The organism is Streptomyces sp. NPDC087845, from assembly GCF_044742755.1.
Taxonomy (GTDB): Bacteria; Actinomycetota; Actinomycetes; order Streptomycetales; family Streptomycetaceae; genus Streptomyces.
The window spans coordinates 460,344-481,708 of sequence record NZ_JBIUVC010000007.1; the positions used below are offsets into that span (position 1 = coordinate 460,344).

The following is a 21,365-nucleotide window of genomic DNA, read 5'->3' on the forward strand; positions in this document are numbered from 1 at the left end:
TGGGTGGGGAGCGTCGCCGGGACCGGTCGGGAATCCGGCGAGGCCGTGACTTGGTGCGTGCGGGGCGTACGGGGCGTACGGGGCGTGCCGTCGGAGCCTGTCGGGTGACCTTCGATCGGAGGTCACCCGGCAGGCCCTCAGCCCTTGACGGCTCCGGCGGACATGCCGGTGACCAGGTGGCGCTGGGCGAAGAGGAAGACCAGGGCCGCGGGTATCGCGATGAGCACGGACGCGGCGGTCATCGGACCCCACTGGGCTCCGTACTGGTTGACGAAGAGCTGGAGTCCGCCCGCGAGGGTGAGGTTGTCCTCGCCGACCATGAAGGCGGAGGCGTACGCCACTTCGCCCCACGCGGTGATGAAGGAGTAGAACGCGGTGACGGCGAGGCCCGGCTTGGCGAGCGGCAGGATGAGCCGCCAGAACGTGCCGAACGGGGTGAGGCCGTCGACCTGCCCGGACTCGTCGATCTCGCGCGGGATGGTGTCGAAGAAGCCCTTCATCATCCAGGCGCAGAACGGCACCGAGATGGTGAGGTAGGTGATGACGAGGCCGGCGGGCTGATTCAGCAGCCCCATGCCCGCCATGATGTTGTAGATCGGCACGATGAGGACGGCGACCGGGAACATCTGGGTGACCAGCAGCGTCCACATCAGCCCGCGCTTGCCCGGGAAGCGGAAGCGGCTCACGGCATAGCCGGTGGAGGCGGAGATGATGACGCCGAGGAGTGTGGTGAGCCCCGCGACGAGCAGGGAGTTGCCGAACCAGGTGAGGAACTTCGTGTTCTGGATCAGGTTCGTGTAGTTCTCGAACGTGGTCTCTTTGAAGAAGTCCGTGGTGGTCGCGTAGGTGGCGGGCTTCAGCGAGGTGAGCAGGACCCACAGCACGGGGAAGACGGCGATCACGGACGCGACGACGAGCGTGAGGTGCAGCCCGGCGGAGGCGATCGGCGAACGCTCGCCGCGCAGCCGGACCTTGCGCGCGGAGTGCCGCGCGGAGGCCGCCGGGGCGGTGGTTGCGGGGGCGGTGGTCACCAGTCGTCTCCCTGGGTGCGCAGGACTCGCCGGTACACGGCCGCGAAGATCAGCAGGAGTACGAGGATCAGCACGCCCCAGGTGGAGGACTGCGCGAAGTCGCGCGGGCTGATCTCGAAGGAGAACTTGTACGCCTGGGTGACCAGGATCTGGGTGGCTTCGCCGGGTCCGCCGCGGGTCAGCAGGTAGATCACCGGGAACATGTTGAAGGTCCAGATGGTGGAGAGCAGGATCACCGTGGTGGAGACCGGCCGCAGTCCGGGCAGGGTGATGTGGCGGAACCGCTGCCAGGCGGTGGCGCCGTCCATCTCGGCGGCCTCGTAGTGCTCGCTGGGGATCGACTGCAGTCCGCCGAGCAGGGCGACCATCATGAACGGCACGCCGAGCCAGACGTTGACGGCGATGACGGAGAACTTCGCCCACGTCGGGTCGTTCAGCCACGGTATGCCGTCGATCCCGCCGCCGGAGAGGATCTTGTTGAGCAGCCCGCGGTCCTCGTTGTAGAGGAAGCGCCAGGCGAAGACGGAGACGAAGCCGGGGATGGCCCAGGGCAGGATGAGCGCCATCCGGTACGCGGAGCGTCCGGCGATCTTGCGGTTGAGGATGTTGGCGAGGGCCATGCCGAGGGAGAAGGTGACGGCCACACAGGAGACCGTCCACACCAGGGTCCAGCCGAGCGTGCCGAGGAACTGATTGCCGGTGAGGGCTTCGGTGTAGTTGTCCAGGCCCACGAACTTGTACGTGGCGGGCATGTGGTTGACACCGATGGACCGCTCGACGTTGCGCTCGTTGGCATCGGTCATCGACAGGTAGATGCCGCGGACCAGCGGATAGCCGATGATCACGCCGATGACGACGACGACCGGGGCGACCATGGTCCAGGCATACCAGTGGGTCGACAGGGCCCGCCGGAGCCTGCTCGGCGGCGGGGGGTTGCCAGTACCGCGGCTCCGGCCGCGGGCGACGTCGTCGCCCGCGGCCTTCGCCACCGACTGGCTGGTGTGGACAGCCATCAGCCGGCCTGCCTTCCTGTTACTTCCAGCCCTTGAGGAGCTTGCGGTAGGAGTCGCCGGTCGTCTTGACGGCCTTCTCCGGCGGGGTCTGACCGGTGAGGACCTTGGTGTACTCGGTGACGAGCGGCGCGAAGAGGCTGCCGGTCTCCGGGATCCAGGGGCGCTCGACGGCGGTCTCGACGACGGGCTTGAAGAAGCCGACGATCTCGTTGTCGACGACGTCCTGCTTGGCGTAGGCGGAGGTACGGGTGGGCAGGAGGCTCAGCTCCTTGGTGACCTTCGCCTGGGTGTCCGCGGACGTCATGTAGTCGACGAAGGCGTAGGAGGCGTCGAGGTTCTTGGAGCCCGCGTACACGGCCAGGTTGTGACCGCCCTGCGGAGCACCCTGCGCGGCGGAGCCGGCCGGGACCGGGGCGATGCCCAGGTTGGCCTTGTCCTTGAACTCCTTGCCGGCGAAGGTGTCGGCGACGGCCCACGGGCCGTTGATCATCATGGCGACCTTGCCGTCCTTGAAGGACGCCTGCATGTTCTCCCAGCCGTCCGTGGCATCGGTCTTGGCGGCACCGGAGTCGACGAGGTCCTTGACGACCTTCATCGCCTTGACGCCCTCGGGGTTGTCGATGGTGACGGACTTGGTGGAGGCGTCGACCATGTCGCCGCCCTCGCCGTAGAGGAAGGAGAGGAACCAGTACGCGTCGTCGCCGCGCAGGTACATGCCGGTCTTGCCGGTCTTGTCCTTGATCTTCTTGGAGACGGTCTTCAGCTCGTCGACGGTCTTGGGGACCTCGACGCCGGCGTCCTTGAAGATCTTCTTGTTGTAGAAGATGCCCATGGAGTCGATGACCTGCGGCACCGCGTACGTCTTGCCGTTGTACTTGGTGGACGCGGCGGCCTGCTTCAGGAAGTCGTCCGGCTTCTGCAGGGCGGAGGTGCCGTCGAGCGGGGCCAGGTAGCCGAGGTCCGCGAACTCGGGGGTCCAGGCGACCTCGGAGCGGATGACGTCGGGAGCGTCGGAGCCGGACTGCGCCGCGTTCTTGAACTTGTTCTGCGCGTCGCCGAAGGGCACGTTGACGTACTTGATGCGGACCTTCGGGTGCTGCTTGGTGAAGTCCTCGGCGATCTTCTTGAAGACCTTGTCCTCGCTGCCCGCGGTGGAGGTGTCCCACCACGTCACCGTTCCGGAGAGCTCGCCCGAGCCCTTGCTCGTGCCGTCGGACTCGCTGTCGCTGCCGCAGGCGGTCGCCGCGAGCGCCAGGGCCGCGACCAGGGCGGTGGCCGTTATGCCACGTCGCATCTGAACTCCTTCAACTGCCGTACCGCTCCGTCGCGGCGCCGGGTCGACGTGAACGTAACAAGGATGAAAGAACGCCGAAAGAGTTTGCGGAAGATTTCTGCAAGCCCCGGCGATCGTTACATTCGCGTGTCCTCACGGTTGCCGTCAAGCCTCTTGACGGAAGGCGCCGATCCCTGGCAGGGGCAGGTGGCAGCCCGCAACCCCGTAGTGCGACGATCCGACCGCGATCCGCAAACCGGGCCCGCAAGGCTTTGCAAGAAGTTGCCGCGACGCCCCCTCGGACCCTCCCGCAGGCACGGTCGCCCGATTCCTGCGGATGGTGGGCAATCCGACATACGCCCGGTACAGTCCACTTCCATGACCGCACGGCTTGCCGATATCGCAACTCAGGCGGGGGTCAGTGAAGCTACGGTCAGCCGCGTACTGAACGGCAAGCCCGGTGTCGCAGCGGCCACCCGTGAATCCGTTCTCGCCGCGCTCGACGTTCTCGGCTACGAACGTCCCGTACGGCTGCGCAGGCGCAGCGCGGGACTGGTCGGGCTGATCACGCCCGAGCTGGAGAACCCCATCTTCCCGGCGCTGGCGCAGGTCATCGGTCAGGCGCTGACCCGGCAGGGCTACACCCCGGTGCTGGCGACCCAGACCCCCGGCGGCTCCACCGAGGACGAGTTGACCGAGATGCTGGTCGACCGCGGCGTCTCGGGCATCATCTTCGTGTCCGGGCTGCACGCCGACACCTCGGCCGACATGCAGCGCTACGAGCAACTGCGCGCCCAGGGCGTCCCGTTCGTCCTGGTCAACGGCTTCTCGCCCAAGGTCCGGGCGCCGTTCATCTCGCCGGACGACCGGGCCGCGATGCGGCTCGCCGTGACGCATCTGGTGTCGCTGGGGCATCAGCGGATCGGCCTGGCGGTCGGGCCCAAGCGGTTCGTGCCGGTCCTGCGCAAGATCGAGGGCTTCCGCGCCACCGTGCAGGAGCAGTTGAACCTCGCTCCGGACGAGGTGGAGGGGCTGATCCAGCACTCGCTGTTCACCCTGGAGGGCGGGCAGGCCGCCGCGTCGGCGCTGATGGAGCGAGGGTGCACGGCGGTGGTGTGCGCGAGCGACATGATGGCGCTCGGCGCGATCAGGGCCGCCCGCCGGCTGTCGATGGACGTGCCGCGCGATCTGTCGGTGGTCGGTTACGACGATTCGCCGCTCATAGCGTTCACCGATCCCCCGCTGACGACGATCCGTCAGCCGGTGACGGCCATGGGCCAGGCCGCCGTCCGCACCCTCCTGGAGGAGATCGGCGGTACCCCCGCACCGCACAGCGAGTTCGTCTTCATGCCCGAACTGGTCGTCCGCGGTTCAACGGCCGCGGGCCCCGGGCCTGCTCCGGCCTCCACGGCCGGGCCCCTTCCAGGTTCGCACGCCCGCGCCTAGCCAGGATGCGTCCGGTCGATCAGGCGACTGGTTGAGGCCCACGTCGTTGACGTGGACATGAGACAGGCGGTCCGACAGGTGCCGAGTGGGAACGGCTGCGGCCGTTCCTGCCGGTCAGGCAACGGGCCCTGCCGTGAGTACCCACGACACGCGCGTGGCCCGGTCGGCCCGGTGGCCGGATCACCGGGCCGGAAGTGATTCGGTCGAGCCGTTTCCGGATGGGAGTCGGCATGGGGGTGGGGTGTATCCGCGGGTGTGGACGAGGTCGCGGGCGAGCTGGGTGAAGGCGCGGGTGGCGGCGCTGCGGTAGGCGGATTGCCGGTGCAGGAGGGTGACGGTGCGGGCGGGCAGGGGCGGGTCGAGGGGGACGGGAGCGAGGTGGGGGTGGTCGTGGGTGATGGCGTCGGGCAGCACGGTGGTCAGATCGGTGCGCCGGACGATTTCGGTGAGGGCCTGAATGGAGTTGGCCTCGACCGTGATGCGGGGAGCGATGCGGTGGTCGGCGAAGTAGACGTCGATATGGCTGCGGGTGGCGAAGTCGGTGCTGAGCAAAGCCAGTTGGTGGTCCTTGAGGGCGTGGGCCGGTAGGGGGTGCGGCGTCGTCGGGGTGTGCTGCGCGGCGGTGACGAGGCTGAGGGTTTCGGTGAACAGCGGGGTGGGGGTGATGCCGGGCAGGTGGGTCTGGGTGAAGGCGATGCCGAGATCGAGGTCGTCGGCGAGCAGGGCGGCTTCGATGCGGTCCTGGGTTGTCTCGGTGAGGGTCAGGCTGACGCCCGGGTGGCGGGTGTGGAGCTCGGCGGTGAGCGGGCCGATGAGGTAAGCGGTGAAGGTGGGGGTGACGCCCAGGCGCAGGTGGCCGCGGGAGAGGTCCTGGACGTCGTGGACGGCGCGTTCGGCGGCGGCCAGGTCGCGCAGTGCACGCCGGGCGTGGTCGGTGTAGACGGTGCCGGCGTCGGTGAGCCGTACCGTGCGACCGGTGCGGTCCAGCAGTTGCACTCCCAGGGTCCGCTCCAGTTGCTTGATCTGCTGGGACAGCGTGGGCTGGGAGATATGCAGGTCTTCGGCGGCGCGGGTGAAGTTGCCGTGTTCGGCTACGGCGAGCAGATAGCGCAGGTGACGCAGTTCGAGAACGGCCATGGACACAACTATAGATGTGACCACTAGCTTCTATGCCTAACAACTCTTGGACACTATAGATACAGGTCATGCATGGTGGATCTCACCAGCCCACCAGGGCCGGCAGCCACCGAAGGGAGTGACCCATGCAGGACCTCACCGAGGGCGTCGCCCGTTTCCAGCGGAACGTCTTCCCGGCCAAGGCGGACCTCTTCGCCCACCTGGCCACCCACCACACCCCGCACACCCTGTTCATCAGCTGCTCCGACGCCCGCGTCGTCCCCGAGCTGATCACCGGTACCGAGCCGGGTGACCTGTTCGTCATCCGTACCGCCGGCAACCTGGTGCCCGCCTACGCCCCCGAGGCCGACGGTGTGGCGGCGAGCATCGAGTACGCCGTCGCCGCACTGGGCGTGAGGGACATCGTCGTCTGCGGCCACTCCGCCTGCGGCGCGATGACCGCCCTGGCAGAAGGCCACGACCTCAGCGGCGCCCCGGCGGTCGCCACCTGGCTGCGGCACGCCGACGCCTCCCAGGCCCGCACCACCGCCCCGGGTGACGTGACGGCTCTGGTACGCGGGAACGTGCTCGCGCAGCTGGCGAACCTGGCAACCCACCCCTCGGTCGCCCGCGCCCTGGTGGAACGGAAAGTCACCCTGCACGGTTGGGTCTTCGACATCGCCACCGGCCGCGTCGAGGAACTGCCCACCGCCGGCCCCGCGCTCGCGGCCTGACCCCCACCTGCCGGATCCGGTCCGGCTTCCCGTCCGCGACACCGCGCCGGGAACCCACCGACCTGCCGCTTCCTTTTTTGGGAAGTGGTCCGCCCAGAGAGAAGGAAGTACCCATCATGGTGCACGCCCAGTTCGACCCCACCGCCCGCCAGACCCTGGCCGACGCCGCTGTCGATGCCAAGATCCGCAAGAACCTGTCCTGGAAGCAGATCGCCGAGGCCTCCGGCCTGTCGGTGGCCTTCACCACCGCCGCCGTCCTCGGCCAGCACCCGCTGCCGGAGGAGTCCGCGAAGGCGGTCGCCGAGCTGCTGGGTCTGGACGACGACGCGGTGATGCTGCTCCAGACGATCCCGGTCCGTGGCTCGATGCCGAACCGGATCCCGACGGACCCGACGATGTACCGCTTCTACGAGATGCTCCAGGTCTACGGCACCACGCTGAAGGCACTGGTCCACGAGGAGTTCGGGGACGGCATCATCTCCGCGATCAACTTCAAGCTCGACGTGAAGAAGGTCGCCGACCCCGAGGGCGGCGAGCGCGCCGTCATCACCCTGGACGGCAAGTACCTGCCGACCAAGCCCTTCTGACCCGGGGCCGCGTCACACGCCGGGCAGTGCAGCGGGGCGGGCCGGACCACCCGTCCGACCGGCCCGCCCCCGCGCCACCCGCCCCCGCACCGCCCTGCGAGGCGGCCCGTGCCCGCTTTCACCTCCGGAGGACCTCCATGGACTTCGTCCAGCGCACCATCGACATAGCCCGCCAGAACGTCGCCGAGGGCGGTCGCCCGTTCGCGACCGTCATCGCCCAGGACGGCAAGATCCTTGCCGAGAGCCCGAACAAGGTCGCCCAGACCGGCGACCCCACCGCGCACGCGGAGATCCTCGCCATCCGCGACGCCTGCACGAAGCTGGGCACCGAGCACCTGACCGGCACCACCATCTACGTCCTGGCCCACCCCTGCCCGATGTGCCTGGGCTCGCTGTACTACTGCTCGCCGGACGAGGTCGTCTTCCTCACCACCCGCGACGCCTACGAGCCCCACTACGTCGACGACCGCAAGTACTTCGAACTGAGCACCTTCTACGACGAGTTCGCCAAGCCCTGGCAGGAACGCCGGCTGCCCATGCGCCACGAGCCACGCGAGGACGCCGTCGAGGTCTACCGGTTCTGGCAGGAGAACAACGGCGGCGAACGCCGAGTCGCCGGAGCTCCCACCGCCTGAGCCCGCCGTACCCGATGTGATCGGGAAGGCGGCCTGGATCCACCTGGACGCCGACCGGGTGGCGGGACCACCGGCAGGCGCCTGTTGCCGACCGGCAGGAACGGCCGCAGCCGTTCCCACCCGGCACCTGCGAGATCACCCCGCCCCACACCCGGAGCGACGCCCCGGGCACGGGACAGCCACGTGATCGCCCGGACAACCCCTGGCCCGCAGTCCGGCACACAGATGTGCGACCCGGATCCGATCGGCGATTGATCGGGCAGGGAGGACATTTCTGGCAGACTCTGCGCCTATGGGTGAATTGAGCGTGACGACACAGGAAGGCCGATGGGAGGCCGCCCCGTCACCCATCGCGGACGAGGCGGCCTCCGCGGCTGACACGGAGCAGAACGCCGGGCGGCGCGACGGCGGCCCGGCGAGAGCTCGTTCCCCGCGTTCTCTGCGGTCCTTGCGGACTCCTCGCCGGCCACGCATCTGGTTCGAAACCCTGCTGGTCGCAGCCAGTTACTGGGTGTACTCGCTGGTGCGCAACGCGGTCCCGGAGCAGAAGGCCGAGGCCCTGCGCAACGCCGACCGGATCTGGTGGGTCGAGACCCAGCTGGGCATCGCCGTCGAACAGGCGGTCAACCACGCCGCGAATTCCGTGACATGGCTGATCGTTTCGATGAACTACTACTACGCGACACTGCACTTCGTCGTCACCGTCTGCGTGCTGGTGTGGCTGTTCCACCGTCATCCCGGCCGCTACGCGGCGGCCCGCCTGGCCCTGTTCGCCACCACGGCCGTGGCACTGCTCGGTTACTACCTGTATCCGCTGGCACCACCCCGGCTGATGAACGGCGGCCACTTCATCGACACCGTCCTGGTCCATCAGACCTGGGGTTCGATGGCCTCGGGCAACTTCAAGAACATGTCGAACCAGTACGCGGCCATGCCCTCGATGCACATCGGCTGGTCGCTCTGGTGCGGCCTGACCGTCTTCGCCCTGGCCTCCGCCCCGTGGGCCCGCGTCCTGGGCCTGCTCTACCCGGCGGCCACCCTGCTCGTGATCGTGTCGACCGCCAACCACTTCTGGCTGGACGCGCTGGGCGGCATGACGTGTCTGGCCATCGGGTACGCGGTGTCGTACGCCTGGTACGGCTCGCTGCCGCACCACCTCGCCAAGCGGGTGCCGCTGCCGTGGGAGGGGCCGCGGCTGGCCGCCCTGCCCGCCGGCGCGCCGGGACCCAACTGAGCCGCTCCGCCCTCGACCGCCGGACAGGCATGGCGTCAGCCCGCCGCTACCCCCTGTGCACCACACGCCCTCCGCACACCGTGGCCCGCACCGGCGCCTCCCCCACCTCGTCCGCCGGGGCCGTCACCGGGTCCACCCCCAGCGCCGTCAGGTCGGCCCGGTATCCCACGGCGATCCGGCCCGCGACCCGCTGCTCCCCGGCGGCGACCGCCGCGTGCGAGGTGCAGCCCTCCAGCGCCATCAGCCCCGTCAGCGCCTGCTCGGCGGTGACCGGCTCGGTGTCGTACGCCCCGGGCAGCCGCCGCAGCCGGGCCGTGGCCAGCACCTGCCGTACGTCGTAGTGGGCGATCGGCCAGTCCGAGCCCAGCGCCAGGTACGCCCCCGCGTCCCGCAGGTCCCGGCAGCGCCAGGCCCGCCCGGCCCGCTCGTCCCCGAGCCGCTTCGACCACTCGTCGGTGTGGTCGGCGCGGGTGTACGCGGTGTGCGTGGGCTGCATCGACGCGATCACCCCGAGCGAGGCGAACCGGGCGGCCACCTCCCCGGGCACGGTCTCGATGTGCTCGATGCGGTGGCGGAGCCGCCCGCTCTCCCCCAGCGCCTCGACCGTGTCCAGCACATGCCGCACGGCCGCGTCCCCGATGGCGTGCGTGGCGGTCCCCACTCCGGCGCGGTGCAGATGGTGGACGGCGGCGGTGTACGCCTCCGGGTCCGGCCAGAACGCCTCGGTGCCCTCCCCGTGGCAGTCGGCGTGGTCCAGCCAGGCGGTGCCGCCCTCGACGGTGCCGTCCATGAAGAACTTCACACCGCCGACCCGCCAGAGCCTGCCCGCCTCGCTCTGCACCCGCACCAGCTCGTCCAGGGCCTGCCTGTCGGCGCCCGGCATGCACCAGGGAGCCAGCCGGAGCCGTACGGGCAGCTCCGTCTCCTCCTCCACCGCGGCCAGCAGCGCGGGCACGGAACCGTCGCCGAGGTCCATCACATGGGCGCCGGTGAGACCAGTGGCGGCCATGCCGGAGAGGAGTTCCACGAGGCGGGTGCGGCGCTCCGCGTACGAGGGCCTGGGCAGCCGATCGGCGACCAGGTCCATCGCGGCGTGCTCGACGAGGTGGCCGGTGGGGCGCCCGTCGGGGTCGCAGACGACGGCGGAGCGCTGGACGAAGGTCCGGGGGCCCGTGATCCCGGCACGTTCCAGGGCGGCGCCGCTGACCAGGGCGGAGTGTCCGTCGTAGAGCCGGATGAAGGCGGGGGCGGCGCCGATGGCGTCCTCGACGAGGGCCCGGTCGACGGGGCGGCCGCCGAAGGCATTGTGGTCCAGGCCCCAGGCGATGATCCAGCCCTCGGTCCGGGCGGCCCCGGCGAGCGCGGTACGCAGCTGGTCGAGGTCGCGGACGGCGGTGAGGTCCGTGCCGGTGGCCATCTCCAGGCCCCACACGGGGTGGCTGTGCGCGTCGACCAGGCCGGGCGTGAGGGTGGCCCCGGCCAGGTCGATGCGCTCGGTGCCGGTCCCGCGCCACTCGCGCAGCCCGGCCTCGTCGCCGACGGCGGTGATCACCCCGTCCTTGACAGCCACGGCGGTGGCTTCGGGCCGGGCCGGGTCGAGGGTGCGGACACGGGCTCCGGTGAGGAGGAGGTCGGCTGCGGGCACGGGGTGCTCCTTAGACGGTGGTGGTGTCTGGGGTGGTGAGGGCGGGGGCGGTGGGGTCGGGGGCGGTCGTGTCCCCGGTCTCCTCCTGCGGCGACGGCTCGGCCGCGAACCGGGCGTACACCTCGGGTCTGGTGCGCTTGAGCCGGTACGCGAGTACGAGCCCGATCAGGAAGACCGCGGGCACCAGCGAGACGAGCACGATGTTCACACCGGTCGAGGCCCCGGAGAACAGGCCGACGTTGTCCGTGACCAGAACGATCGCGGTGGCGAGCAGCACGGCCGCGACGACCGGTGCGACGACGGTGCGGAATCTGCCCTCGCCGTGGTCGAACCGCCGGAAGAAGAGCGGTACGGCGATCGCGGCGAGCAGTTGGAGCACCATCAGGCCGATCATTCCCGGGGTGTTGACCCAGAGCAGCAGCTGCGCGTACGGATCGGCGCCGGCCGCCGCGAAGCCGATGACGATCACGGCGCCGAGCACGATCTGGGCGGCGCCGGCCACGTACGGGGACCGGTGCCGGGGGTGGACGCGGCCGAGGGCGGCGGGCAGCACTCCCTCCTCGGAGAGCGCGAGTCCGTACCGGTTGATGGCGTTGTGGAAGGCGAGCAGCGAGGCGAGCACGCTGGTGACGATGAGGATGTGCATCAGGTCCGCGGCCCAGGCACCGACGTAGTGGGTGATGGCGGAGAAGAACAGCCCGCCCGGGTCGGTGGCGGCGGCCTCGACGACCTGTGCGTCGCCGAAGGCCTGGATGACGGTCCAGACGATGAACGAGTAGAAGAGCCCGAGGAAGGCGACGGCGATGTAGGTGGCGCGCGGGACGGTACGGTCCGGGTTCCGTGCCTCGCGCCGGTAGATCACCGTGGACTCGAAGCCGGTGAACGCCGCGAAGGCGCAGGCCAGTACGGCCGCCATGCCGGGGACGAGGACATTGCCGGGCGCGAACGAGGCGAACGAGATCCCGTCGGCCCCGCCGTCCAGCAGCACGCCGCCCGCGAGCAGCAGCAGGATGCCGGTCTCGGCGACGAGCAGCACGCCGAGCACCTTGGCGCCGAAGTCGATGGAACGGAATCCTCCGTACCAGATGAGCAGCAGCCCGGCGAGGGAGATCGGCAGCCAGGGGATGTCGATGCCCCACAGGGCCTGGGCGGTGTCGGCGGTGGCCGAGCCGAGGAGCCCGTAGACGCCGATCTCCATTCCGTTGTAGCCGAGCATCGCGAGCAGGGCGGCGGCGATGCCCAGGGGACGGCCCATTCCCCGGGTGATGTACGCGTAGAACGCACCGCCACTGCGGACATGGCGGCTCATCGTGGTGAACCCGACGGCGAAGACGGCGAGGGTGATGCCTGCCAGCAGATAGCCGACGGGGGCGCCGATGCCGCCGAGCAGGAGGGCGATGGGGGCGACTCCGGCCATCACCGTGAGCGGGGCGGCGGCCGAGATGACGAAGAAGGCGATGTCGGCGGTGCCGAGGGTGCCTCTCCTGAGGGTGGGCGCGGACATGCGAAAGAGGAGCCCTTCTGCTACTGGCGGGGCAGGGACCGGGAACCAGAAACCTAAAGGCTTTCGGTTTCCGCAATGTAGCCTCGCTCCCGGGCATCCGGGAAGACCTCTCGGCAGACTTACGTGCAGACACACATCAGGAGAACCGCACATGGGACGGCCGCGAACAGCGCTGCTCGACCGGGAGCGCATCACCACCACGGCACTCGAACTCATCGACGAGCAGGGCGAGTTCAGCGTCCCGCAGATAGCCCGGCGGCTCGGGGTGCAGACCGGGTCGCTCTACCACCATGTGGACGGAAGGGGCGGAGTCGTCGAACTCGTCCGGGAACGCGTCTGCGCGGCGATCGACTCCGCGACCCTCGACGTGGAACCGTGGGACGCGGCCATGACGGCCTGGGCCCGCTCCTACCGCGCCGCGTTCGCCGCCCACCCGCAGGTGATCCCGCTGCTGACGACGTCACCGGTGCGCGCCCCGAAGGTCCTGGAGCAGTACGAGCGCGCGGTACGGCTGCTGCTGGGCGTCGGCTTCGCCATGGCAGAGGTGATGACGGTGATCACCGCCCTGGAGAACCTGGTCCTGGGCTCGGCGCTGGACCTGGCGGCCCCGGAGACCATGTGGGAACTCCCCGACGCCATCACGACACCCCGCCTCGCGGAAGCGCTGGCCGCGGTGGGCGCGCACCGGGCGGACGCGGCGTTCGAACTGGCGCTGGAGGCGTTCATCGGCCACTGCCGCGCCCTGCTGGACGCGGAGGACGGTGCGGAGGACGGCGCGAAGGACAGCCGGGAGAACCCGGACGCGTCCCGTTGACGAGCCGGCCGACCGGCCCTGCCCGTCCGGCCGGTGACCACCGATGCGTCGCGGGGCCGGATCGAGCCCCGCCGCATCGCGGGACCGGATCGAGCCACCGGCCCCGGCCGTCCGGTCACGGGCACAGCGACCCTTCCGGGCCGCCCATGAACGCCGCCACCGGAAGACGGCCCCGGCTCCGGCCAAGCCCGGTCGACGGCGCACCCTCCGGGAATCAGCCCGGCCTACTGCACACCCTTCACGAACCAGCCCGGCCTACTGCACACCCTCACGAACCAGCCCGGTCGACGCCGCGCCCCTCACGAATCAGCCCTGGTCGACAGCGTGCTCCCTCAGGAAGATGCCCGCGTAGGCGGCAGCCGTCTCCTTCGTACCGAAGGCGGCGGAGCCGTCGGCTTCGCCGTGCGTCCCGTCGGCTCCCCGGCCGGTCCACCGCCAGCCGCCCAGCGCCGGCGCCCAGAACAATTCGGCGCTCCCGCCGAACAGTTCGACGGCGCTCGGCTCCAGCCCCGCCGCCGACCTGTTGATCGCGTCGGGCCACTTCTTGCGGGCACCCTGCCGGGTTATCCCCCAGGCGGCCCCCATCTGCTCGTAGCTCGCACCGTAGGAGCCGGCGGTCCGCGCGGCTCCCGCCGTCAACCGCTCGACCTCCGCGTCCACCACCTTCCAGGCGGTAAGGATCGACAAGGTGACCTCGACGGGGTCCGCCTCCCACATCCGGTCCTCGGGGAGCCCGGTCGCCCGGGCACGCAGGGCCGAGGCGAGCGGAGTCAGGGCGTCCAGGAGGGACTTGTCGAGGGCTCGCCGACGGGAGCTCTCTCACGCCCCGTAGAACCGTTCCTCCACCACCGCCCGCGCCCGCCGGGTGATCCGCCGGTAGTCGTCCAGCATGTCCCCGACATGCCCCGGCTCGTATCCCAAATACCGTCCCACCGCGGTGAGTTCACGAGGCCCCGACGGAAACGTGTCACCCGGCCGCCCCCGTACCAGCATCACCGCGTTGCGGACCCGTGTCGCCAGCACCCACGCCTCGTCCAGCGTCTGCGCGTCCTCGCCCGAGATCAGCTCCGCCGCACACGCCGCGGCCAGCGCCTCGCGGGTGCGGGTCGTCCGCAGGCCCGGCTCGGCCCAGCCGTGCTGCATCTGCATCAGCTGGACCGTCCACTCGACATCGCTCAGTCCGCCGCGCCCCAGCTTGGCGTGGAGTGTCGGGTCCGCACCCCGCGGCAGCCGTTCGGACTCCATCCGCGCCTTCAGACGGCGGATCTCGCGGACCGCGTCCTCCCCGAGGCCCTCCATCGGGTACCGCAGCGGGTCGATCAACTCGATGAAGGCACGCCCGAGTTCCGCGTCGCCCGCCACCGGCTCGGCGCGCAGCAGCGCCTGGCTCTCCCAGACCAGCGACCAGCGCCGGTAGTAGGCCTCGTACGACTTGAGCGTACGCACCAGCGGCCCGCTCTTTCCCTCCGGCCGCAGGTCCGCGTCGATGAGCAACGGCGGGTCGGCGGTGGGCAGTTGCAGCAGCCTCCGCGTCTCCGCGACCACCGCGTTCGCGGCCCGCCCCGCCTCGTGCTCGTCGACGCCCTCGCGCGGCGAGTGGACGAACAGCACATCGGCGTCGGAGCCGTAGCCGAGCTCGTGTCCGCCGAACCGGCCCATGCCGATGACCGCGAACCGGGTGGGCAGGGTGTCCCCCCACTGTTCGCGCACGGCGGCGCGCAGGGCTCCCGCGATCGTGACGGCGTTCAGATCGGTGACCGCGTTGCCGACCCGGTCGACGAGGGCTCCGGGGTCCTCCTCGGCGGGGCTCTCCTCCGTACCGTACGAGCCGATGAGGTCCGCGGCCGTGGTCCGGAACAGCTCGCGCCGCCGCACCCCGCGCACCACGGCGGCGGCGGACTCGGCCCCCTTCGCACGCCCCACCGCGGCCAGCACCTCCTGCTCCAGGTGCTCCCGGCCGCGCGGCTTCAACCCCTGCGGATCGCCGAGGATCGCCACCGCCTCGGGTGCACGGAGCAGCAGGTCGGGGGCGAGCCGGCCGGCCGAGAGCACCCGGGCGAGGTTCTCCGCGGCCGCGCCCTCGTCCCTCAGCAGCCGCAGGTACCAGGGGGTCTTGCCGAGTGCGTCGGACACCTTGCGGAAGCCGAGCAGCCCGGCGTCGGGGTCGGCGGAGTCCGCGAACCAGCCGAGCAGCACCGGCAGCAGGGTGCGCTGGATGGCCGCCTTGCGGGACACGCCGGACGACAGCGCCTCCAGGTGCCGCAGCGCGGCGGCCGGATCGGCGTATCCGAGGGCTTCGAGCCGGTGTCCGGCCGCCTTCGCGCTGAGCCGGGACTCGCCGGGCGCGAGCTGGGCGACGGCGTCGAGCAGCGGCCGGTAGAACAGCTTCTCGTGCAGCCGCCGCACCACGGACGCATGCCGTTTCCAGGCCCGGTTGAGCTCGGTGACGGGATCGGTGCGCATCCCGAGGGAGCGCCCGATCCGCCGCAGGTCCGCCTCGCCCTCCGGGACGAGATGGGTGCGGCGCAGCCGGTAGAGCTGGATGCGGTGTTCCATGGCGCGCAGGAAGCGGTACGCGTCGTCCAGCTGCGCGGCGTCCACCCGCCCCACGTAGCCGCCCGCGGCGAGCGCCCGCAGGGCGTCCAGCGTGGAACCGCTGCGCAGGGTCGCGTCGCTGCGGCCGTGCACCAACTGAAGGAGCTGTACGGCGAATTCGACGTCCCGCAGCCCGCCGGGGCCGAGCTTGATCTCGCGGTCGACGCGGTCGGCGGGGATGTTGTCGACGACGCGGCGGCGCATCTTCTGCACATCGGCGACGAAGTTCTCGCGGTCCGCGGCCTGCCACACGAGCGGCGAGACGGCCTCGACGTACTCCGCGCCCAGCTCGGGGTCGCCGGCCACCGGCCGGGCCTTGAGGAGCGCCTGGAACTCCCAGGTCTTGGCCCAGCGCTGGTAGTACGCGAGATGCGAGGACAGCGTCCGCACGAGGGGCCCGTTGCGGCCCTCGGGGCGGAGATTGGCGTCGACGGGCCAGATGGTGCCCTCGACGGTCGTGTCGGAGCAGATCCGCATCATGTGCGCGGCCAGCCGGGCGGCGGCCTGCACGCCCGCGCTCTCCTCGACGCCGTCGGCCGGTTCCGCGACGAAGATGACGTCGACGTCGGAGACGTAGTTCAGCTCGTGCCCGCCGCACTTGCCCATCGCGATGACGGCGAGCCGGCACTGGGCTGCGTCGGCGGGTGCGGCCGTTCGGGCGATGGCGAGCGCCGCGCGCAGGGTCGCCGTGGCCAGATCGGCCAGTTCGGCGGCGGCCTCGGCGACGTCCGTCGTACCGCACACATCACGGGCCGCTATGGCCAGCAGGCACCGGCGGTAGGCGACGCGCAGCGAGTCCGGGTCGTCGGCCCCGGCGAGCCCCTGCTCGAATTCGGGCACCCCGGGGTGCAGATCGGTGGCCTCGTAGGTGACCAGCGCCTGCCAGTCGCGGGGGTGGCGGGCCAGATGGTCGCCGAGGGCCTCGGACGCCCCGAGCACCCCGAGCAGCCGGTCCCGCAGCGGTTTGGCGGTGACGAGGGTGTCCAGCAGGATCTGCCGCTCGTCCGGCTCCTCGGCCTCCACGAGGCGGACGACCCCGTGCAGGGCCAGATCGGGGTCGGCGGTGGCCCCGAGGGCGTCGAGGAGCACCGGATCCGAGCGTACGGACGACAGCTCGGGCAGGTCGAGGAGCTGCTCGGCGGCGGAAGGGTCGGTGAAACCGTGCCGCAGCAGTCGGGTGAATGTGCTGCTCCTGCGCCCCGGCACCGTCGTCATTTCCGTGCTCTCCTGCTCGCCGTCCACACACAATCCAGCGTTCCGAGCCTAGCCTCGCACCGACGAATCCGGAGCAGGTGCACGGTCCGCACTTCACCGGCACGATCGCTTCGAGGACCCGGCCGGGAGGCCCGCACGTCCGGATTCGAAGCCTCCGCCGGGCTGAATGCCCACTACAGCCACGAGAGCGCCACGGCCGGTCCGTGGTCGGCGGTGGCGGAACTGCCGACGACCGCGGAGACCTACTGGCCGAGTACGGTCCGTCCGGACGGCCGCCCGCACGTCACTCCGCTGATCGGGGTGGGGTCACAGGGCGCGCCGTACTTCAGTGCGGGACTTCACTGCGGGGGTGTCGGAGCGCGGGGGCCGGAATCCGGCCGCCGGCCCGGAGGTGGTGCCGACGACCGGCAGGAACGCCGGCGCCCGCCCGAGCGGAGCCACGACGCCGCGGGTGGTCCCGCCGGACTGTGCGCGCAGCAGCGCGGCGCCGGCGATCACGCCCTCCGGGCAGTACGGCATCCGGCGCCCCCGCTCATGCGCGCACGGCGCCCGTACCCACCCGGCCGTCCCGGAGCGGGCGGCCGTGTGTGCTCAGCCCCCGGCAGGAGCCGACGGCCCGTCAGGGACGCTGGAGCCGGGCCGGGTCGCGACGACGACGGTCGCGTACAGCTCGTCGGAGGTGACGACGCGCGGGATCAGACCGCTGCGGGCGACGGTCTCCTCGGCCCGGCCCGCCTGCCGTTCGCTCGTCTCGACCAGCAGGTGCCCGCCCGGTGCCAGCCATCGCGGAGCCTCGGCGGTGACCCGCCGCAGGACGTCGAGGCCGTCCGTGCCGCCGTCGAGTGCGACGCGCGGTTCGTGGATACGGGCCTCCGGGGGAAGCAGCTCGACGTCCTCCGTCGGTACGTACGGCACGTTGGCGAGCAGAATCTCCACCCGGCCGCGCAACGAGCCGGGGAGCGGCTCGAAGAGGTCGCCCTCGTACACCCGGCCCGCGTCGGCGATGTTGCGGCGGGCACACCGTACGGCTGCGGGTTCGACGTCGGCGGCGTGCAGTTCGATCCGGTCCAGCGTCGCGGCGAGCGCGGCGCCGAGGGCGCCCGATCCGCAGCAGAGGTCGACGACGACCGCCCCGGGCCCGGCGAGGGCGGCGGCCTGCCGGACCAGGAACTCGGTGCGGCGACGGGGTACGAACACGCCGGGGTCCACGGCGATCCGGAGGCCGCTGAACTCGGCCCAGCCGAGGACGTGTTCCAGGGGCAGACCGGCGGCCCGCCGTTCGACCATGGCGGCGAGTTCGGCGGGGTCCGCGGTCGCGGAGAGAATCAACTCCGCCTCGTCCTCGGCGAATACGCAGCCGGCGGCGCGGAGTGCGGTGACGATGGAGGAGACGACGGGCGGTGAGACGGAAACCGACATGAAGCGGAGCCTTTCGGGAAAGCCGATGGGCGCTCCGCGGTCGGTTATGTCGGGTCGACCACGCGATCGTGCGGAGTGAGCACCCAGCCTGATACAGCGGTAATGGGTCTCACCTCCTCGGTCGGTCCCCGGGTGGGGATGGGTCACACTACCTCAGTCGCGGCGTCGGGTCGCCGAGCTTCGCCGGGCCGGCCGCGAGGCTCGCGACGATGGCGAGCGGGGGTGCTGGGCGTACGGCGAGGTGCAGCGTACGGCTGAGCATCACGAGAGCGATCAGCGCGAACGGTACGGCGGTGAAGGAACACCCACGCCGGTCGAGCCACGAGGTGTCGGTACGACGTGGGCGGCGCTGCTCGACTCCCCTCCCCAGGGGTTCGCCGACGAGTTCGGGAGCATCGACGGGGCGGGCGCAGGGCCGGGGCGCCGTTTCCGTCCTGTCGGACTCAGGACCGGCCCGGGTCCTACCGAAGGGCATGCGGCCATGCCGTTGCGGATGGCAGCACGAAGGCCCGTACCGAGGAGACTTCCGCCACCCGATACAGGCCCTCGTGGTTATGCGGGATCAGTCGTTCCAGACGTCGCCCTTGAAGTCGCCGCCGGTACCCCGCTCGTAGTAGTGCTGCCCGTACAGGCCGCCCACGCAGGTCTGCTGGTAGCGATAGGCGTTGGTGGCGATGGAGCCGACCATCACGCCCGTGTCGGCGTCCCACAGCTCGGCCCGGCCCCAGTAGCTGAGGGCCTTGTGCGTGCCGCCGAAGCAGACCTGGTGGTTGCCGTTGGCCGGGATGCTGCCGCTGGTGCACACGTTGCCGCCCCAGCTCTCACAGGTCGCACTCGCCGCGCTCGCAGGCGAGGCAACGACCCCGATGGTCACGGCGGCCATGGTGGAGGCCATCAGGCCGAGTCGGGCGAATCGATTCTTCTTCATGTTCATTCCTCCGTTCGGCGAGCCGGCTGGAGCCGGCCTCGACGAGCTCAACCTATGAACGAACGCCTTCCCGCCGGTATCTCATCGGTGCACGGTTGCCGGGCAGGCGGCAGTCACGCATGCACGGTCGGGCTCTCCAGCGCGAGGAAGGCCAGCACGGCCTCGTACACGTCCGGGCCGCCTGCCGTCAGCTCCCTCCCCAGCAATGCCTCGGCGCTCCGCAGGTGCTCGCGGACCGTCTGGGGGTGGAGGCCGAGCCTTCCCGCAGCCGCCTCGACCCCGCAGTCGGCGCAGATCCAGGCTCTGAGCGTCCGGTGCAAGTCGCGGGCGTCGGTGTCGAGCGGGCCCAGGAAGTCCCGGGCCCACGCCCGTCCGGTATCCGTCCCTATCAGCGCCGGCAGGTCCGGGACCGGGCCGCAGCATCCCGGTGCGGTGGGCCGGCCCTCCAGTTGCAGGGCAACGTACAGAGCGGTGCGTACGTGTACGTCGTGCGGGTTCACGCCCAGGAGTTCACCTGCCCGCTCCATTCGCGACCGGACGGTGTTGCGGCTGACCCCCATGATCTTCGCTGTCCGCACGGCGGTGAATCTCAGCGCCAGGCCCATCGTCGACAGCATCTGGGCCCTGGCCCGCGCCGGCAGTGCGTCCAGCGGCCGCAGCAGGTGCGATGCCCAGCGTGCTGCCTCGGCAGTGGGCAGCAGGTCCATCGGCTCCGTACGGGCAGTGTGGCCCGCGCGGCGGGCGGGCAGGTGCCGGGCGGCAACCAGGTTGCGGTAGGCGTCGTCGTAGGCCGTCGCCACGTGCGCCAGCGCGTGGTGGTGGCTGCGTCCCAGGATCACCCGCGGATGGCGGGCGACGTAGTCGGACAAGTCGCGTCCAACACAGTCGGGAGCCCCCATGTCAGCGACGGGCACCACCACGATCACATGGTTGTCGAAGGCGGGACACGGGACTACGAGGGCCCTGCCGGCGGTCAACTCCGCACAGTCGCGGGCAACCTGGGCCCGTTCGGCCACCGGCATCTCCAGCAGGGCCATCCAGGCCCAGTCCGCGTCCAGCAGTCCCGGATTCATCCCGGCCGCAGTGCGCTGGGCCAGGACCACGTCCCCGCCCATCAGCAACTGCAGCACAGCGGAGCGCAACTGGAGCGAACACACCTCCCATTCCCGTCGCTCCGCCTCGGCCTCCGCCACCCGCAGCACCAAGTCGAGGACTACTGCGGCATGGCCCGCCAGCGCAGCATCCTCCCCGTCCAACGGGCAGGACCGGGTGATGACGAGGACGCGGAATGGTGGCTCACCGCCCAAGGCAACCACCCGGGTGTGGCCTCCCGGTCCGGAAACCACGGCCGACCCCAATTCCCCCCTGACCACAGCCCGCACCTCAGGTCTGCGGTCCGCCTCGCCGGCTCGGACCACCTCGGCGGTGCCCCCGAGTGTCCGGGCCAGCCAGATCGTGGTGCGGCGCGCCGCCGCCTCCGCTCCGTCGGGCCCCACACGCGCGTGCCGCAGGAGTTCCGTCAACCGTACGGTCGGCAGTACCGCGCCGCCTGCCGCCTTCGCCAAACCCATTCTGTGTCCGTCTCCCCCCGAAGAATTGCGCCGCACCGCACAGAGCCCCCCGCCAACTTGAAGTCACAGGTCAAAGGGCTGGTGTGACGGCCGTCCGGAGTGCTCGCGCTGGTCGTGTGTGACAGTCTGCGGAGTAGATCGTTTGTCAGCGTATGTTTCGACATGGACGTTCAGGGTGGGAACACCAATGTCCGTTTGCGTGGCTCCGCCCCTGGACGGGTGCGGTGCATGGGGCGTACGTCAACGGGTTCACGCAATGTGGATGAGCACCTGGCCGTGGACTCTCAGCCCGCACCGCCTTGACCGGGCCTTGGTGGCTCGGCCCGTGGTCGGGCCCCGCAGAACACGCACTTACAGACTGCGGGTCGATGCGGGGTGAGGGACGGTCCGGGCCGCGTAGAAGGATGGCTGGAGTCGGCCGGTCAGCGCCAGGAAGGCGACGAACGCGCCGGTGGCGATCCAGCCGGGCCATCCGGCCATGCTCATGTGCAGGGGATCCAGCGCTGCCTTGGAATCGGCGAACTCCGTGACCATGGCGACACTCACCGAACTCACGAACGCATGGCCGATGACGGCGGGTACGACCGAGCCGGAGCGCAGCCGCA

19 protein-coding genes and 1 pseudogene are annotated in these 21,365 nt (G+C 70.7%); 6 read left to right on the forward strand and 14 right to left on the reverse strand.

Features of this window, described 5'->3' with window-relative positions; translation table 11 throughout:
* Positions 1-137: 137 nt before the first annotated feature.
* The 3 genes from ACIOMQ_RS21025 to ACIOMQ_RS21035 are packed head-to-tail and all read right to left on the reverse strand — an operon-like array spanning position 138 to position 3,338.
* On the reverse strand, positions 138-1,031 hold the full coding sequence (locus tag ACIOMQ_RS21025) for a sugar ABC transporter permease (protein WP_401270930.1): 894 nt from the start codon (positions 1,029-1,031) through the stop codon (positions 138-140).
* On the reverse strand, positions 1,028-2,044 hold the full coding sequence (locus ACIOMQ_RS21030; RefSeq protein ID WP_362204186.1) for a sugar ABC transporter permease: 1,017 nt from the start codon (positions 2,042-2,044) through the stop codon (positions 1,028-1,030). The genes ACIOMQ_RS21025 and ACIOMQ_RS21030 overlap by 4 nt, the downstream gene beginning before the upstream one ends.
* A gap of 19 nt (positions 2,045-2,063) precedes the next feature.
* Positions 2,064-3,338: an extracellular solute-binding protein gene (locus ACIOMQ_RS21035; protein WP_362204183.1), complete on the reverse strand. Its 1,275-nt coding sequence runs from the start codon at positions 3,336-3,338 to the stop codon at positions 2,064-2,066.
* A gap of 357 nt (positions 3,339-3,695) precedes the next feature.
* On the opposite strand from ACIOMQ_RS21035, the gene ACIOMQ_RS21040 reads away from it, so the two are divergent.
* Positions 3,696-4,763: a LacI family DNA-binding transcriptional regulator gene (locus tag ACIOMQ_RS21040; RefSeq protein ID WP_362204180.1), complete on the forward strand. Its 1,068-nt coding sequence runs from the start codon at positions 3,696-3,698 to the stop codon at positions 4,761-4,763.
* 180 nt (positions 4,764-4,943) lie between these two features.
* Here the strand turns inward: ACIOMQ_RS21040 and cynR are convergent, their stop codons facing one another.
* On the reverse strand, positions 4,944-5,900 hold the full coding sequence (gene cynR, locus ACIOMQ_RS21045; RefSeq protein ID WP_402189775.1) for a transcriptional regulator CynR: 957 nt from the start codon (positions 5,898-5,900) through the stop codon (positions 4,944-4,946).
* 125 nt (positions 5,901-6,025) lie between these two features.
* Here cynR and ACIOMQ_RS21050 point away from each other — a divergent pair, with 125 nt between their 5' ends.
* The 4 genes from ACIOMQ_RS21050 to ACIOMQ_RS21065 all read left to right on the forward strand — a co-directional run bounded on the left by ACIOMQ_RS21050 (position 6,026) and on the right by ACIOMQ_RS21065 (position 9,069).
* Positions 6,026-6,613 (forward strand): carbonic anhydrase, encoded by a 588-nt coding sequence (locus tag ACIOMQ_RS21050; RefSeq protein WP_402189777.1) that lies wholly within the window; start codon positions 6,026-6,028, stop codon positions 6,611-6,613.
* Between the two features lie 116 nt (positions 6,614-6,729).
* Positions 6,730-7,200, forward strand: coding sequence for a cyanase (gene cynS, locus ACIOMQ_RS21055; protein WP_362204171.1), 471 nt, complete (start codon positions 6,730-6,732; stop codon positions 7,198-7,200).
* Positions 7,201-7,337: 137 nt separating this feature from the next.
* Complete coding sequence (locus ACIOMQ_RS21060) at positions 7,338-7,835, forward strand: nucleoside deaminase (RefSeq protein WP_362204168.1); 498 nt, start codon at positions 7,338-7,340, stop codon at positions 7,833-7,835.
* A gap of 292 nt (positions 7,836-8,127) precedes the next feature.
* Entirely contained in the window at positions 8,128-9,069 is a 942-nt protein-coding gene (locus ACIOMQ_RS21065; RefSeq protein ID WP_401986718.1) for a phosphatase PAP2 family protein, read from the forward strand.
* 46 nt (positions 9,070-9,115) lie between these two features.
* Here the strand turns inward: ACIOMQ_RS21065 and ACIOMQ_RS21070 are convergent, their stop codons facing one another.
* Together ACIOMQ_RS21070 and ACIOMQ_RS21075 are read right to left on the reverse strand one after the other, a co-directional pair.
* Positions 9,116-10,714, reverse strand: a complete 1,599-nt coding sequence (locus ACIOMQ_RS21070) for an amidohydrolase (RefSeq protein ID WP_402189780.1) — start codon at positions 10,712-10,714, stop codon at positions 9,116-9,118.
* Positions 10,715-10,724: 10 nt separating this feature from the next.
* Entirely contained in the window at positions 10,725-12,218 is a 1,494-nt protein-coding gene (locus tag ACIOMQ_RS21075; RefSeq protein ID WP_402189782.1) for an APC family permease, read from the reverse strand.
* 151 nt (positions 12,219-12,369) lie between these two features.
* Here ACIOMQ_RS21075 and ACIOMQ_RS21080 point away from each other — a divergent pair, with 151 nt between their 5' ends.
* Positions 12,370-13,032: a TetR/AcrR family transcriptional regulator C-terminal domain-containing protein gene (locus tag ACIOMQ_RS21080; protein WP_401270914.1), complete on the forward strand. Its 663-nt coding sequence runs from the start codon at positions 12,370-12,372 to the stop codon at positions 13,030-13,032.
* A 306-nt stretch (positions 13,033-13,338) separates the two neighbouring features.
* On the opposite strand, the gene ACIOMQ_RS21085 is transcribed toward ACIOMQ_RS21080, so the two are convergent.
* From ACIOMQ_RS21085 to ACIOMQ_RS21120, 8 genes and pseudogenes are all read right to left on the reverse strand, one after another.
* Positions 13,339-13,749 (reverse strand): hypothetical protein, encoded by a 411-nt coding sequence (locus ACIOMQ_RS21085; RefSeq protein ID WP_401270912.1) that lies wholly within the window; start codon positions 13,747-13,749, stop codon positions 13,339-13,341.
* Positions 13,750-13,851: 102 nt separating this feature from the next.
* Positions 13,852-16,842: a bifunctional [glutamine synthetase] adenylyltransferase/[glutamine synthetase]-adenylyl-L-tyrosine phosphorylase gene (locus tag ACIOMQ_RS21090; RefSeq protein WP_401270910.1), complete on the reverse strand. Its 2,991-nt coding sequence runs from the start codon at positions 16,840-16,842 to the stop codon at positions 13,852-13,854.
* A gap of 306 nt (positions 16,843-17,148) precedes the next feature.
* Positions 17,149-17,361 carry a hypothetical protein gene (locus ACIOMQ_RS21095; RefSeq protein ID WP_401270908.1) on the reverse strand — a complete coding sequence of 71 codons (213 nt, stop codon included), beginning with the start codon at positions 17,359-17,361 and terminating at the stop codon, positions 17,149-17,151.
* A 72-nt stretch (positions 17,362-17,433) separates the two neighbouring features.
* On the reverse strand, positions 17,434-18,261 hold the full coding sequence (locus ACIOMQ_RS21100) for a putative protein N(5)-glutamine methyltransferase (RefSeq protein WP_362204144.1): 828 nt from the start codon (positions 18,259-18,261) through the stop codon (positions 17,434-17,436).
* A 148-nt stretch (positions 18,262-18,409) separates the two neighbouring features.
* A complete protein-coding gene (locus ACIOMQ_RS21105) occupies positions 18,410-18,736 on the reverse strand; it encodes a hypothetical protein (protein WP_362204141.1) in 327 nt (108 codons plus the stop codon).
* Between the two features lie 87 nt (positions 18,737-18,823).
* Positions 18,824-19,189 carry a hypothetical protein gene (locus ACIOMQ_RS21110; RefSeq protein WP_362204138.1) on the reverse strand — a complete coding sequence of 122 codons (366 nt, stop codon included), beginning with the start codon at positions 19,187-19,189 and terminating at the stop codon, positions 18,824-18,826.
* A 113-nt stretch (positions 19,190-19,302) separates the two neighbouring features.
* Positions 19,303-20,760: a helix-turn-helix domain-containing protein gene (locus ACIOMQ_RS21115; RefSeq protein WP_402189785.1), complete on the reverse strand. Its 1,458-nt coding sequence runs from the start codon at positions 20,758-20,760 to the stop codon at positions 19,303-19,305.
* A 351-nt stretch (positions 20,761-21,111) separates the two neighbouring features.
* Positions 21,112-21,365, reverse strand: a pseudogene (locus ACIOMQ_RS21120) (CPBP family intramembrane glutamate endopeptidase); the annotation flags it as partial.

What these genes read in the sequence shown, in the direction of transcription:
- ACIOMQ_RS21030 (WP_362204186.1), bottom strand. Translation starts at nt 2,044, where the DNA reads ATGGCTGTCCACACCAGCCAGTCGGTGGCGAAGGCCGCGGGCGACGAC.
- ACIOMQ_RS21035 (WP_362204183.1), bottom strand. Translation starts at nt 3,338, where the DNA reads ATGCGACGTGGCATAACGGCCACCGCCCTGGTCGCGGCCCTGGCGCTC.
- ACIOMQ_RS21040 (WP_362204180.1), top strand. Translation starts at nt 3,696, where the DNA reads ATGACCGCACGGCTTGCCGATATCGCAACTCAGGCGGGGGTCAGTGAA.
- cynR (WP_402189775.1), bottom strand. Translation starts at nt 5,900, where the DNA reads ATGGCCGTTCTCGAACTGCGTCACCTGCGCTATCTGCTCGCCGTAGCC.
- ACIOMQ_RS21050 (WP_402189777.1), top strand. Translation starts at nt 6,026, where the DNA reads ATGCAGGACCTCACCGAGGGCGTCGCCCGTTTCCAGCGGAACGTCTTC.
- cynS (WP_362204171.1), top strand. Translation starts at nt 6,730, where the DNA reads ATGGTGCACGCCCAGTTCGACCCCACCGCCCGCCAGACCCTGGCCGAC.
- ACIOMQ_RS21060 (WP_362204168.1), top strand. Translation starts at nt 7,338, where the DNA reads ATGGACTTCGTCCAGCGCACCATCGACATAGCCCGCCAGAACGTCGCC.
- ACIOMQ_RS21065 (WP_401986718.1), top strand. Translation starts at nt 8,128, where the DNA reads ATGGGTGAATTGAGCGTGACGACACAGGAAGGCCGATGGGAGGCCGCC.
- ACIOMQ_RS21075 (WP_402189782.1), bottom strand. Translation starts at nt 12,218, where the DNA reads ATGTCCGCGCCCACCCTCAGGAGAGGCACCCTCGGCACCGCCGACATC.
- ACIOMQ_RS21080 (WP_401270914.1), top strand. Translation starts at nt 12,370, where the DNA reads ATGGGACGGCCGCGAACAGCGCTGCTCGACCGGGAGCGCATCACCACC.
- ACIOMQ_RS21085 (WP_401270912.1), bottom strand. Translation starts at nt 13,749, where the DNA reads ATGTGGGAGGCGGACCCCGTCGAGGTCACCTTGTCGATCCTTACCGCC.
- ACIOMQ_RS21090 (WP_401270910.1), bottom strand. Translation starts at nt 16,842, where the DNA reads ATGACGACGGTGCCGGGGCGCAGGAGCAGCACATTCACCCGACTGCTG.
- ACIOMQ_RS21095 (WP_401270908.1), bottom strand. Translation starts at nt 17,361, where the DNA reads ATGCCGTACTGCCCGGAGGGCGTGATCGCCGGCGCCGCGCTGCTGCGC.
- ACIOMQ_RS21100 (WP_362204144.1), bottom strand. Translation starts at nt 18,261, where the DNA reads ATGTCGGTTTCCGTCTCACCGCCCGTCGTCTCCTCCATCGTCACCGCA.
- ACIOMQ_RS21105 (WP_362204141.1), bottom strand. Translation starts at nt 18,736, where the DNA reads ATGCCCTTCGGTAGGACCCGGGCCGGTCCTGAGTCCGACAGGACGGAA.
- ACIOMQ_RS21110 (WP_362204138.1), bottom strand. Translation starts at nt 19,189, where the DNA reads ATGAAGAAGAATCGATTCGCCCGACTCGGCCTGATGGCCTCCACCATG.
- ACIOMQ_RS21115 (WP_402189785.1), bottom strand. Translation starts at nt 20,760, where the DNA reads ATGGGTTTGGCGAAGGCGGCAGGCGGCGCGGTACTGCCGACCGTACGG.